General features: G+C 62.1%; 11 protein-coding genes. All 11 read right to left on the bottom strand.

What is annotated here, in order from left to right:
* Window positions 1-4 precede the first annotated feature (4 nt).
* The 11 genes from ACQ4WO_RS05180 to ACQ4WO_RS05130 all read right to left on the bottom strand — a co-directional run bounded on the left by ACQ4WO_RS05180 (window position 5) and on the right by ACQ4WO_RS05130 (window position 13343).
* Window positions 5-610 (bottom strand): toll/interleukin-1 receptor domain-containing protein, encoded by a 606-nt coding sequence (locus tag ACQ4WO_RS05180; RefSeq protein WP_034752049.1) that lies wholly within the window; start codon window positions 608-610, stop codon window positions 5-7.
* Window positions 611-881: 271 nt separating this feature from the next.
* Entirely contained in the window at window positions 882-2936 is a 2055-nt protein-coding gene (yoaA, locus tag ACQ4WO_RS05175; protein ID WP_436480480.1) for a DNA repair helicase YoaA, read from the bottom strand.
* A 43-nt stretch (window positions 2937-2979) separates the two neighbouring features.
* Window positions 2980-3180, bottom strand: coding sequence for a YdcH family protein (locus ACQ4WO_RS05170; protein WP_034752051.1), 201 nt, complete (start codon window positions 3178-3180; stop codon window positions 2980-2982).
* A gap of 128 nt (window positions 3181-3308) precedes the next feature.
* Window positions 3309-4028: a hypothetical protein gene (locus ACQ4WO_RS05165; RefSeq protein WP_436480479.1), complete on the bottom strand. Its 720-nt coding sequence runs from the start codon at window positions 4026-4028 to the stop codon at window positions 3309-3311.
* Between the two features lie 16 nt (window positions 4029-4044).
* Window positions 4045-5142 carry a cell division protein ZapE gene (zapE, locus tag ACQ4WO_RS05160; protein WP_034752052.1) on the bottom strand — a complete coding sequence of 366 codons (1098 nt, stop codon included), beginning with the start codon at window positions 5140-5142 and terminating at the stop codon, window positions 4045-4047.
* Between the two features lie 70 nt (window positions 5143-5212).
* Window positions 5213-6643, bottom strand: a complete 1431-nt coding sequence (gene lpdA, locus ACQ4WO_RS05155) for a dihydrolipoyl dehydrogenase (protein WP_034752057.1) — start codon at window positions 6641-6643, stop codon at window positions 5213-5215.
* The gene (locus ACQ4WO_RS05150) at window positions 6633-7022 is read right to left on the bottom strand and encodes a PspC domain-containing protein (protein ID WP_046685723.1); all 390 of its coding nucleotides are present in this window, start codon (window positions 7020-7022) and stop codon (window positions 6633-6635) included. The genes lpdA and ACQ4WO_RS05150 overlap by 11 nt, the downstream gene beginning before the upstream one ends.
* A gap of 94 nt (window positions 7023-7116) precedes the next feature.
* A complete protein-coding gene (gene odhB, locus ACQ4WO_RS05145) occupies window positions 7117-8373 on the bottom strand; it encodes a 2-oxoglutarate dehydrogenase complex dihydrolipoyllysine-residue succinyltransferase (RefSeq protein WP_128142394.1) in 1257 nt (418 codons plus the stop codon).
* A gap of 117 nt (window positions 8374-8490) precedes the next feature.
* The gene (locus ACQ4WO_RS05140) at window positions 8491-11343 is read right to left on the bottom strand and encodes a 2-oxoglutarate dehydrogenase E1 component (protein WP_128142393.1); all 2853 of its coding nucleotides are present in this window, start codon (window positions 11341-11343) and stop codon (window positions 8491-8493) included.
* Window positions 11344-11600: 257 nt separating this feature from the next.
* Window positions 11601-12575, bottom strand: a complete 975-nt coding sequence (locus ACQ4WO_RS05135) for a LysR family transcriptional regulator (protein WP_436480478.1) — start codon at window positions 12573-12575, stop codon at window positions 11601-11603.
* A 225-nt stretch (window positions 12576-12800) separates the two neighbouring features.
* Window positions 12801-13343 carry an NAD(P)H-dependent oxidoreductase gene (locus tag ACQ4WO_RS05130; RefSeq protein WP_436480477.1) on the bottom strand — a complete coding sequence of 181 codons (543 nt, stop codon included), beginning with the start codon at window positions 13341-13343 and terminating at the stop codon, window positions 12801-12803.
* Between the last annotated feature and the right edge of the window lie 94 nt (window positions 13344-13437).

Below are 13437 nucleotides of genomic sequence, written 5' to 3'. Positions count from 1 at the left end.
GTGATTAACGTGGAAAGTGGGGAGGCGGAATGGCACGCCATTCCGGTGGAATATCGGGCAACACGAAACGGCTGCAATCGTGGCCGGGCGGTGTTGACCGCTTGAGCAAGTGGTAATGCGTGGCGATGCGCTGCACGATGCGTTCGATGTCGGGCAGATATTGGGGGTTTGACTTCAGGTCGCCGCTGGCCAGCGTATAGCCGGAAAAATCGACGTACAGGCCCGACTCCGTGATTTGCGGCGGCAAGCCGTCCGGATGGCGCGTCATGATGATGGGAATGATCAGGTGGCTGGGCAGTTCATACCAGGCGCGCCGCTCCTGCTCGATCAGCTGCATGGCGGCAAATTCGCGCCGCGTATAGCCGTGCGCTTCATATTTGGGCGTATACAGCACGATCATGCAGACGCTCTGGCACATGGCGCGCGCCACGCGCAAGTCGATATCGTCGCCGCCGCCCAGCTGCTCGCTGTCGATGAACAGGACCTCCTCGCGGTCCAGGTGCGGCTCCAGATAGCACGCCAGCGCCTCGATGAGGTCATTTTTGAACTTGTTCATGAACGCATATTGGCCGTGTGCATAACTCAAGAAACAGCCGTAGCGGATCTCCATGGCATCCCCCTGTTCCCCGTGCGGCCCTGCCATCGCCGCGCCTTGCCCCTGTAAGGCATGGGCTCACTGTAGACCGCTCAGCAACAACCTTTTTGCGCTGGCGCAAAGATGTGTCTGGCGTCCTGGACATGCGTCACAATGCCAGAAACTGGCGTGATCGCGCCGCTTTCTGGCATGACAAGCGCGCAAGCCAGCAGCGCGCGAAAAATCGCTACTCGCTTGATAATAAAGGGAAATAAGCCGGCGCGCGGGTGGCGCCGGCAAGCGGGGCTTAAGCGCCCTTGGCAGGCAGGTTGCGGAAGAACTCCACCACTTCGGCGGTATCGCGCGTGCGCTTGAACGGCGGCAGGCTTTGCCAGATGCGCTTGCCATACGGCTTGGAAATGAGGCGCGGATCGCAAATCATCAGTACGCCCCGGTCGCCCTCGTCGCGGATCAGCCGGCCCGCGCCCTGCTTCAGGTTGATGATGGCTTCCGGCAGCGAGTGGTGCATGAAACCGTTCTTGCCCTGCTTTTCCATCACTTCGATGCGCGCGGCCAGCACGGGGTCGTCGGGCGGCGCGAACGGCAGCTTGTCGATGATCACGAGGGACAAGGCATCGCCGCGCACGTCAACGCCTTCCCAGAAGCTCTGGCTGCCGATCAGCACGCCATTGCCGGCCGCGCGGAACTGGTCGAGCAATTCCGTGCGGCCCTTTTCTCCCTGGACGAACAGGGGGAAGTTCAGGCCCCGCTGCCTGAATTCGTCGGCCAGGCGCTCGGCGGCGCGCTTGACGGCGCGCAAGGTCGTGCACAGGAAGAAGGTGCGCCCGCCCGCCGCCTCGATGATGGGCAAGGCGCAGTCGATGACGGCGTCCGTGTAGCCGAGCGAGTTCGGTTGCGGCAGATTCTGCGGCACGAACAGCAAGCCTTGCTGGCCATAGTCGAACGGCGACGGCCACGTATGCGACGGCTCGCCCGTCAAGCCCATCTGTTCGGAAAAATGCTTGAAGTCGTTTTTCACAGCCAGGGTAGCCGACGTGAAAATCCAGCTGCGCGGCGTGCCTTCGCGCTGGTTATTGAAGATAGGCGCGATCGACAATGGCGTTTTATGCAATTGCAGGGAGCTGGAAAACGCTTCCACCCAGAACACGGCTTCCTCGCCAGCCGCCACTTTCGCCTTCGGATCGAACTTCCAGCCGCTCAGCTGCTGCGCCAGCTCGACGCCGCGCACCCTGCACTGTTCCAGCGTTTCCGCCCGCTCCGCCTGGGTTTCCAGCACGGCCACCATGCCGTCGAGCTCATCCTTGAGGGTGTCGAGCGCGGGGAAAAAGTCGCTCGACGGGGCGATCTGCGGCAGGGACAGGCGCACGATATCCTGCGGGAAGGTCAGACGCAGGTCGCGCGCCGCCTTTTCCACCACCGTGACGGTCTTGGCCCAGTCGATGCCGCGCGCGTGCGCGAGGCCCTCGGCCAGCACATCGCGGCACAACTCGAGGATTTGCGACGTCGATACCGTATTGCCAAAGAACAAAGTGGCCGTATCGGGCAGCTGGTGCGCCTCATCGAAGATGATGGTATTGGCCGACGGCAGCAACTCCGCCACGCCCGTGTCCTTCAGGGCCACGTCGGCAAAGAACAAGTGATGGTTGACCACCACCACGTCGGCCTGCTGTGCTTCCTTGCGGGCCTTCATCACGAAGCAATCCTGGTAATACTGGCATTCGGCGCCCATGCAGGTGTCGCGCGTGGACGTCACCAGGTTCCAGATCATGGCGTTTTCCGGCACCTTGGCCAGCTCGGCCTTGTCGCCGGAACTGGTCATCTTGATGAAGCGCGAGATTTCGCGCAGATGCCCCACGTCGTCGCGCGACGTCATGCGCCCGTTTTGCAGGGTGCGTTCCAGGTGATAGTGGCAGACGTAGTTCGAGCGGCCCTTGAGCAAGGCGACGGAAACGGGCGCCTGCAGCGCGGCGCGCACGGTGGGGATATCGCGCAGGAACAATTGATCCTGCAAGTTCTTCGTGCCCGTGGACACGATGGTCTTGCCGCCCCACATCAGGGCCGGCACCAGGTAGGCGAAGGTCTTGCCGGTGCCCGTGCCTGCCTCGGCGATCAGGGTCGTCTGGCTGTCGATGGCGCTGGCGATGGCTTTCGCCATTTCCGTTTGCGAACGGCGCGGCTTGTAGCTGCCCACGGCCGGACCGAGCGGGCCGCCGGCGCCAAACAGGCGCTCGATGTCGGCATCATGCTTGCCAGGCGCCGCCTGCGGTTCGGCTGGCAGACTGGCTTGCGGATCGGCCGGCTGGCCATCTGGGCTTACTGGCAATAAATTGTGATCGGTCAAAATATACTTAGGTGAAGGCTGGACTGGACGCTACTGGCGCCCCTCAGGCGGGAACGTCGGGCACCAACTGCATTTTCAGCAAGGTGATGTGATCCTTCAATTGCAATTTGCGCTTTTTCAGGCGGCGCAGCTGCAGCTCGTCATGGTGGCCATCGAGTATCAGCAACTCGATGACGGCATCGAGGTCCCGGTGTTCCACGTTGAGTTCAATCAGGCGCCGCTCTATTTGCTGTGCATCGCTCATGTGTTGCGTTCCAGGCAGTGTTACTAACAATGTGGGGAAACCGGCGCGCGCAGGCAGCCATGGTGCGTAGTTTAACCTGCCGCGCGCCTTAGGGCACGCCATTTCCGGCGTACCCTTGCACGGCAGTCTTACTTGGCCGGCGGCACAGGCACAGCAACGGCTGGCGTGCTGGCGGCGGCCGCCGCCTTGGCAGCCTTGGCCTGCGCTTCGGCCTGGCGCTCGGCCAGGCGTTGCGCCACCCGTTTCTGGCGCTCCACGGCTTCCGCCTGTTTTTTCGCATAGGCGGCTTCACGGGCCGCGCGGCGCGGCGCTTCGGCCGCATCGTCGGCAGCCTGTTTCGCCACCTTCGCCGCTTGCTCGGCCTCGCGTTCGGCAAGGCTCTTGCCTTGCGGCTTGGGCGGCGCCGACTCGGGCGTGACCACCTTCACGGGCTTGGGCACGGCCGCGGCCCGCTGCTCGGCGTCGAGGCGCGCACTTTCCTGCGTCCTGGCCAGGTCGATATCGCGCAAACGCACGGATTCGGCCCGCTTGAAGTAATTCGCTTCCGCGTCGACGGCGCGCAGGCGCACGAGGATCAGGCGGCGCTTTTCCTTGGCCTTGTCGAGGCAGTTATTCACGAAAAACTTGTCGTAGCACTCGAGTTCGCGCGCGGCAAACTCGTTTTCCGCCGCCTCGCGCTCGCTGGCCGACCGCTTCAGCTTGGCGTCCGCTTCTTCCACGGACAGGGTCGCGGGCACTTGCGGTGCACCGACCTCATCTAATGCCGCGGTACCCTGGTGCGCGCAGGCGGACAACGCCAGGACCAGGCCCAGCGCCGCACCCAGCTTGTATAGTGTATTTGCCATCATGTTCATTATCCCTGCCTCAAACGATCGCGTCGGCCGCGCCGCGCTGTTCTTTTTCCATGTATTCGCGCGATTGCATCTCGATGATACGCGAAACGGTGCGGTGAAACTCGTTGGCCAGCATGCCGTTCGTGTACAGCTCATCCGGCGGCACTTCGGCCGACATGATCAGCTTGACCTTCTGGTCATAAAACACGTCAATCAGCCACGTGAAGCGGCGCGCCTCGGACGACTGCGCCGCCGACATGGCCGGTATGCCGGACAATATCACCGTATGGAAGCGGCTGGCGATTTCCAGGTAATCATTTTGCGAACGGGGACCGCCGCACAGCGTGGCGAAATCGAACCAGATGATGCCGCCGGCGCGGCGCAGACAGTGGATTTCGCGGCTCTCGATGCGGATGCGCGCGTCTTCGTCGGCCGTCTCGGCGATGCGCGTGTAGGCGTCGCGCAGGGCCTTGTCGGTCTCCGCGCCCAGCGGAGTATAGTAACTTTCCACCTGCTCCAGCGCGCGGCCGCGGTAATCGACGCCGGCGTCGACGTTCATCACGTCGAGCTTGTCCTTCAGCAGCGCGATGGTCGGCAGCATGCGGTCGCGGTGCAGGCCGTCCGGATACAGCAGATCCGGATCGTAATTCGACGTCATGATGAAGGACACGCCATTGGCGAACAGGGCCGACAGCAGGTTGTACAGGATCATCGCGTCGGCGATGTCGGAGACGTGGAATTCATCGAAACAGATGAGGCGGTATTTCTTGGCGATGCGCTTGGCCACCTCGTCGAGCGGGTCGGCCACGCCTTTCAATTCATCGAGCTGCTGGTGCACGCCGCGCATGAATTCATGGAAGTGCAAACGCGTCTTGCGCACGAGGGGCACGACCGAGTAAAAACTGTCCATCAGGAACGATTTACCGCGCCCCACCCCACCCCACATGTACACGCCTTTCGGCACGGCAGGACGGTTCAGCAGGCGCTTGAAGGTGCTCGAGCGCTGGCCCTTGTAGGCCACCCACTCGTCATAGCACAGCTGCAGGCGGTCGACCGCGCGCCGCTGGGCGGCATCGGCCTTGAAATCACGCTTCTGCAACGCGTGCTGGTAAAACTCTTCTACGTTCATGGGATTCGCTTTAACGCACAAGGGCGCCGGCGGAAAAAATCCGCGAGCGCCCCTGAAGGACTAACTACAATTAAAAGTTCAACGTGCGCTTGTCAACCGCCAATGCCGCTTCCTTGGTCGCTTCCGACAGGGATGGGTGAGCGTGGCAGATGCGCGCGATGTCTTCGGCCGAAGCCTTGAATTCCATCGCCACGACGGCTTCGGAAATCAGTTCGGACGCCATCGGGCCGACGATGTGCACGCCGAGGATTTCATCGGTGGTCGCATCGGCCAGGAATTTCACCATGCCCGAGGTGTCGCCCAGCGCGCGCGCACGGCCGTTGGCCATGAACGGGAAGGTGCCGGCCTTGTAGGCGATACCTTCGGCCTTCAGGGTTTGCTCGGTCTTGCCGACCCACGCGATTTCCGGCGAGGTGTAGATCACCCACGGAATCGTGTTGAAGTTGGTGTGACCATGCTGGCCGGCGATACGCTCGGCCACGGCAACGCCTTCTTCTTCGGCCTTGTGCGCCAGCATCGGGCCGCGCACGACGTCGCCCACCGCCCAGACGTTCGGCAGGTTGGTCTTGCAGTCGCCGTCGACGGCGATGAAGCCGCGCTCGTCCAGCTGCAGGCCGACTTTGTCAGCGCCCAGGCCGTTGGTGTTCGGCGTACGGCCGATCGAGATGATCAGCTTGTCGAACACGGCTTTTTGCGCTTCGCCCTTGGCGTCCACGAATTCCACGGTGACGTCTTTCTTGCCTGGCGTGATCGCACCGATCTTGCAACCGAGGTTGATCTTCAAGCCTTGCTTGGTGAACAGCTTCGACGCTTCCTTGGCGATCTGCTCGTCGACAGCGCCCAGGAAGACCGGCAGGCCTTCCAGTACCGTGACGTCGGAACCCAGGCGGCGCCAGACGCTGCCCATTTCCAGGCCGATCACGCCGGCGCCGATGACGCCCAGCTTGGCTGGTACGGCGTCGATGGCCAGTGCGCCCGTGTTCGACAGGATCAGTTTCTCGTCGAATGGTGCGCCCGGCAGTTCGCGTGCGTTCGAACCCGTGGCGATGACCACGTGCTTGGCCGTCAGGGTTTCGTTGGCTTCGCCCGTCACGCTGATGTCATACGTGCCAGCGGCGGCAGCGGCGAAAGCGGCGCGGCCGTGGAAGAAGGCGATCTTGTTCTTCTTGAACAGGTACAAGATGCCGTCGTTGTTTTGCTTGACGACGGTGTCTTTGCGCTTGAGCATCTGGCCCAGGTTCAGCTTCAGGCCGGCGACGTCGATGCCGTGCTCGGCGAAGCTGTGGCCCGCGTGTTCGAAATGCTCGGACGATTGCAGCAGCGCTTTCGACGGGATGCAGCCGACGTTGGTGCAGGTACCGCCAGGAGCGGCGCCGCCCTTGGCGTTCGACCACTCGTCGACGCAAGCGACGGAAAAGCCCAGCTGCGCTGCGCGGATGGCGGCGATGTAGCCGCCAGGGCCCGCACCGATGACAACTACGTCAAATTGTTTAGTACTCATGTTTTGTTATTCCAATCTCTTCGTCTGGTACGAAAATCCACAATAGAAGGTAAATCACCACGCCGAAGCCGAAGGTCAATGTAAACAGGACGAAGACGAGGCGCCAGATCCACGCTTCCATGCCGGAAGCGCGTCCCAGGCCGCCGCAGACGCCGCCGAGCCAGCGGTCGTTGCGCGAACGGCGCAGGCGGTTGAATTCCTGCACCAGGTCGTTCGCCGGGCCGGCAGCCGCATCGGCGCCGGCGCCGGACGTGCTGTCCGGCTTGTCCAGGTTGATATTGCTCAGGAGCTTGGCTTTCGCTTGCGCGAATTCCGCGTCGCTCAGGGCGCCCGCCAGGTGCAACTCATGCAGACGCTTGATTTCTTCAGAGATGTTCATAGGAATCCTCTTTCATTGAGATCAGCCAGCTGCGTCTTCTGGCAAGGGGTATCAGCTACATTGCCCCGGCGGCTACGCCGGGGGACTACGGTGCTTACAGGTCCAGCAGCAGGCGTGCAGGATCTTCCAGCGCTTCTTTCATCGCCACCAGGCCCAGGACGGCTTCGCGGCCGTCGATGATGCGGTGGTCGTAGGACATGGCCAGGTAGTTCATCGGACGTACCACGATCTGGCCGTTTTCGACAACAGCGCGGTCCTTGGTCGCATGCACGCCCAGGATGGCCGATTGTGGCGGGTTGATGATCGGGGTCGACAGCATGGAGCCGAAGGTGCCGCCGTTCGAGATCGAGAACGTGCCGCCCGTCAGGTCGTCCAGGGTCAGCTTGCCTTCCTTGGCTTTCGCGCCGAATTCACCGATTTTTTTCTCGATGTCGGCGATCGACAGCTGGTCCGCGTTGCGGATGATAGGCACGACCAGGCCGCGTGGCGAACCGACAGCGATACCGATGTCGAAGTAGCCGTGGTAGACGATGTCGTTGCCGTCAACGGAGGCGTTGATGATCGGGTACTTTTTCAGGGCGGCGACGGCTGCCTTGACGAAGAACGACATGAAGCCCAGCTTGACGCCGTGCTCTTTCTCGAACTTGTCCTTGTACTTGTTGCGCAGGTCGATGACCGGCTGCATGTTCACTTCATTGAACGTGGTCAGGATGGCGTTCGTCGATTGCGATTGCAGCAGGCGCTCGGCGATACGTGCGCGCAGGCGGCTCATCGGCACGCGCTCTTCCGGACGGTCGCCCAGGTTGGCTGCCGACGGCGTGGCAACTTGTTGCAGCGCTGGCTTGGCAGCGGCTGGCGCCAGCGGCGCGACAGCTGGCTTGGCGGAAGCGGCCAGGGCGTCGCCCTTGGTCACGCGGCCGTCTTTGCCCGAACCGGCGACGTCGCCGGCGGACAGGCCTTTTTCGGACAGGATCTTGGCGGCGGCAGGCATGGCGACATCGCCTTTGGTCGCGGCGGCTGGTGCGGATGCGGTAGCGGCGTCTTGTGCAGCGGCAGCCAGGGCTGGAGCGGCAACGGCCGACACTTCCATCGGGCTGACCTTGGCCGAGCCGTCGGTGTCGATGATGGCGATGACTTCGCCGGCGACGACGGTGGCGCCGTTATCCTTGATGATCTGCACGATCACGCCAGCGGCAGGCGCAGGCAGTTCCAGCACGACTTTGTCGGTTTCGATATCGATCATGTTTTCGTCGCGCGCAACTGCTTCGCCGACTTTCTTGTGCCATGCGAGCAAGGTCGCTTCTGCTACCGATTCCGACAACTGGGGAACTTTGACTTCGATTTGTGCCATGTAAAACTCCGTTTATTTTGTTATTGCGGCGCCGCCCCTGCGTAGCAAGGGCGGCGCTCCGTCATGATGTATGCAAGCAGGCGCCATGCATGTGCATGGCGCCCCTTATCCTGCCACTTACTTGGTCAGGATAAAACCCTTCAGCTTCGAGAATGCCGTTTCCAGCAGATCTTTTTGCTGGGCGTAGTGCTTGTCATAGTAACCGACAGCAGGCGACGCCGAAGCAGGACGGCCGGCGTAGGCCAGACGTTGACCCGATTCCAGGCCTTCGAAGATGTTGTGCTGGATCTGGAACCAGGCGCCCTGGTTTTGCGGCTCGTCCTGTGCCCAGACGACTTCGACCAGGTTCGGGAACTTCTTCAGTTCAGCAGCGAACGACTTGTGCGGGAACGGATACAGCTGTTCCAGGCGCACGATGGCCGTGTCGGTCTGGCCACGGGTCTTGCGTGCGTTGACCAGGTCGTAATAGACCTTGCCCGAGCAGGCGACCACGCGCTTGACTTTCTTGGCGTCGATTTTGTCGTCGACTTCGCCGATGACGGTCTGGAAACCGCCCTTGGCCAGGTCGGTCAGCGGCGAACCGGCATCCTTGTTGCGCAACAGCGACTTCGGCGTCAGGATGACCAGCGGCTTGCGGAACTGGCGCACCATCTGGCGGCGCAGCAAATGGAAGATCTGCGAAGCCGTCGTCGGCTGCACCACTTGCATGTTGTTGTCTGCGCACAGCTGCAGGAAACGCTCAGGACGCGCGGACGAGTGCTCAGGACCCTGGCCTTCGTAACCGTGCGGCAGCATCATGACCAGGCCCGAAGCGCGGCCCCACTTCACTTCGCCGGAGCTGATGAATTGGTCGATCACCACTTGCGCGCCGTTGGCGAAGTCGCCGAACTGGGCTTCCCAGATCGTCAGGGTGTTCGGTTCAGCGGTCGAGTAACCGTATTCGAAGGCCAGTACGGCTTCTTCGGACAGCACCGAGTCGATGACGGTGAACGGCGCCTGGTTATCCGACACGTTTTGCAGCGGAATGTAGGTACCTGCATCCCAACGCTCGCGGTTCTGGTCATGCAGCACGGCGTGGCGGTGCACGAAGGTGCCGCGGCCGGCATCCTGACCCGTCAGGCGGATGGCGTAGCCGGACGATACCAGCGATGCGTAGGCCAGGTGTTCGCCCATGCCCCAGTCCAGGTTCATTTCGCCACGGCCCATGGTGCCGCGGTCGCCCAGTACTTTTTCAACCAGCGAGTGGACCTTGAAGTCTTCCGGCACGGTGGTGATGCGGGTGGCCAGGCGTTTCAGTTCCGTCATCGGCACGGCGGTGTCGGCCGAATCGGTCCATTTCTTGTTCAGGAACGGCAGCCAGTCGACGGCGTACTTGTTCTTGAAGTTCGAGATGACTGGATCGACGGTATGCTTGCCGGCGTCCATGGCGTCGCGGAATGCGGCCACCATCTTGTCGCCGCCATCGGCAGGGATCACGCCTTGCGCTACCAGCTTGTCCGCGTACAGCTTGCGGGTGCCTGGATGCTGGCCGATCTTCTTGTACATCAGTGGCTGCGTCAATGCCGGCGTATCTTGCTCGTTGTGGCCAAGCTTGCGGTAGCAGATGATGTCGAGGACGATGTCCTTCTTGAATTCCATGCGGTAGTCGAGCGCGATCTGCGTCGCCAGCACCACGGCTTCCGGATCATCGGCGTTAATGTGCAGGACTGGTGCTTCGATCATCTTGACGACGTCCGAGCAGTACAGGGTCGAGCGGGCATCGCGCGGATCCGAGGTGGTGAAACCGATCTGGTTGTTGATCACGATATGCACCGTGCCGCCGGTATGGTAGCCGCGGGTTTGCGCCAGATTCAGCGTTTCCATGACCACGCCCTGGCCGGCGAAAGCGGCATCGCCGTGCACCAGGATAGGCAGCACTTGCGCGCCCTGCGCGTCGCCGCGGCGATCCATGCGGGCCTTGACGGAACCTTCGACCACAGGGTTGACGATTTCCAGGTGCGACGGGTTGAACGCCAGCGACAGGTGGACCGGGCCGCCTGCGGTGGAGATGTCCGACGAGAAGCCTTGATGGTATTTCACGTCGCCTGCAGGCAGGTCGTCGCCATGCTTGCCTTCGAATTCTTCGAACAGTTCCTGTGGCGCTTTGCCCAGGGTGTTGACCAGCACGTTCAGGCGGCCGCGGTGGGCCATGCCGATGACGATTTCCTGCACGCCTTTTTCGCCGGCGCGCTGGATGGTTTCATCCATCGAGGCGATGAAGGTTTCGCCGCCTTCCAGGGAGAAGCGCTTCTGGCCCACGTAGCGGGTGTGCAGATAGCGTTCCAGGCCTTCAGCCGCGGTCAGGCGGTCGAGGATGTGGATTTTTTTCTCTGGGGTGAAATTCGGGGTGGAGCGAATCGATTCCAGTTTCTCTTGCAGCCAGCGCTTTTCGGCCGGATCGGAGATATACATGAATTCGGCGCCGATCGAACGCGTGTAGGTATCGCGCAGATAGTTGAGCAGATCGCGCAGGGTGGCGGTCTCGGGGCCAAAATAGGTATTGCTGATGTTGAACACGGTGTCCATGTCAGCGTCGGTGAAACCGTAGAAGCTCGGTTCGAGCTCAGGAATCATCGGACGTTCCTGGCGTTGCAGCGGATCCAGGTTGGCCCAGTGGGAACCGAGGTAGCGGTAAGCGGCGATCAGCTGCGTGGCGGCGACGCGCTTGCGGCCCATTTCAACATCGAAGGAAGCGGTCACTGTGCGGATCGGACCTGCTTTTGCGCGCTCGGCGAACGAGGCGACGACGGAGGCATGCGCCACGTCAGGCTTGTTGGTGCCATCGACGGCAGGCACGTGCTGCATTGCGTCGAAGTAGGAACGCCAGTTATCGGGGACCGAGCCTGGGTTGTTCAAATATGCCTCGTACAGGTCTTCCACGTACGGAGCATTCCCACCGAACAGGTAGGAGTTGGTCGTTAATTGCTGCATATATTGCTCACCTTTCTTCGCGCTTCGCGAGGAATTAGCGGGTTAATCTAACCTTCCGCGACACGGCCTGACCGGTTAGCGGATTGCACATCAAGTTGTGGGGAAGGGCTTTTATATTGCACCAGCATTCTGCATACCGTCATTTAGAATAGCACGCGGTATTGTAACGCAACAACGGCAAGTTGAATTTTATTTGGCAAGCAAATGTAAGCTGTGTTGTTGATTTTCCCGGGCTTGCAAGCCTGTCACTGTTGTACTTACAGCACATCGGCGGCCCCGCCGGCGTGCCGCTTGCGCCCAACTGGCCTGCCCGGCGAAGACGGCGCCGCGATGGCGGCCAGCCACTCGGGATCGCCGGCAAACCACTGCACCAGGAAGTCGAGCATGGTGCGCAGCAGGGGCGACATGTGCTGGCGCGAGGTGTAGACGCCGTAGATGCCCATGTCCTGCGGCCGGTACGCGGGCAGCAGCTCCACCAGCTGCCCGCTGGCGATCAGCGGCGCGGCCGAAAAGCGCGGCTGCAAGGCGATGCCCGCCCCCGCCACCGTGGCCACCAGCAGGACCAGCGATTCATTCGCCGACAGCCGGCCGCTGACGGGGACAGTGAGCGCTTCCCCGTCGTGCGTGAATTGCCACAGGCTCTTGCCGAAATACGTATAGGTCAGGCAGTTGTGCAGGGCCAGGTCTTGCGCCCGGCGCGGCGTGCCGTGCGCCGCCAGGTACGATGGTGCGGCGCACACCACCGAGGCGCAGCTGGCCAGTTGGCGCGCGATCAGGTTCGGCTCGAGCGCGTTCGTGATGCGGATCGCCAGGTCGATGCGCTGCTCCACCAGGTTGACGGCGCGGTTCTCCATCTGCAGGTCGACGGCGGCGCGCGGGTAGCGCCGCAGGTAAGCGGTTACTGCGCCAGCGAGCGCCGTCTGCGCCAGCGATTGCGAACAGGTGATGCGCAGCAAACCGTGCGGCGTATCGAGACCCTCGGGCGAGGTGACGGCCATGGCGCCGGCCACTTCCAGCATCTGCCGGCAGCGCGCCAGAGTGGTTTCGCCCGCATCCGTCAGGCTCAGACGGCGCGTGGTGCGATGCAACAGGCGCGCCCCAGCCCACTGCTCCATTTCGGCCAGGTAGCGCGTCACCATGGCGCGCGACATGTCGAGCGTCTCGCTGGCGGCCACCATGCTGCCCCGCTCGGCGATGGCGACGAATACTTGTGCGGCGGTGATACGGTCCATGCGGTACTCCCTTATTCATCCGATCCATGCAACTATATATCGCAATCTGCCCTATTTGCCGCGCCTGGTCGAAAGGCGGGAGGGCATTCAATACAGAAAGAACAATATGTTTGCCCACGCCGCCCGCCTCTTCCGCCCATTGGGAACCGTTCCGATGCGGCGCAGTTAGCGCACACCATCGCCGCCAGCGGCGAGCGGCATTGCACCGAGGCTGGCCCCGCTGCCTTACAGCGCGGCCAGGAAGCGCTCATACTCTTGCGCACTGCGTGCCAGCCGCCCGGCATAGTCCGGCTCCTTCGGCCCGTCTTCCGCGCCATAGAAGGCAAAGAAGCGGCGGTTGTCTGCGCCGATATACGCCAGGGTCACATCGAACGGTGCCAGCAGCTGCGCCAGGGTGACGTTCCACTTGCCTTGCGGCGTGAAGTCTTCCTGGCGGATGCCTGCCGTGACGCCCAGCGCCACTTTTCTCCCCTTGAAGGTATCGCCGCCCGTGCCGTAAGCCCAGCCATACGCCAGCACCTCGTCGAGCCACTGCTTGAGCAAGGGAGGGCAGTTGAACCAGTACACGGGAAACTGCAAGACCACATTGGTGTGCGCCTCCACCAGCGCCTGCTCGCGCACCACGTCGATATTTCCATCAGGATAAGCCTGGTGCACATCGTGGATGGTGTAGCGATCTGGATACTGCGCCAACTCCTGCAGCCAGCGCTTGTTGGCGACCGACGTGTCGATGGAGGGATGGAAGACGATAACAAGGGTTTTCAACATGCTGTTTTCCTGAAAATGGACGGATGCACCGGCCTCGCGCTCTGAAAAAGCAAGCGAGCCGGTACCCTGCTCCGCAGCGCTTCATTGCACCGCA

Source organism: Janthinobacterium aestuarii, from assembly GCF_051380835.1.
GTDB lineage: Bacteria > Pseudomonadota > Gammaproteobacteria > Burkholderiales > Burkholderiaceae_D > Janthinobacterium > Janthinobacterium aestuarii.
The sequence above is the reverse complement of the archived record's forward strand: the minus strand, read 5'-3'. Positions and strand labels throughout refer to the sequence as shown.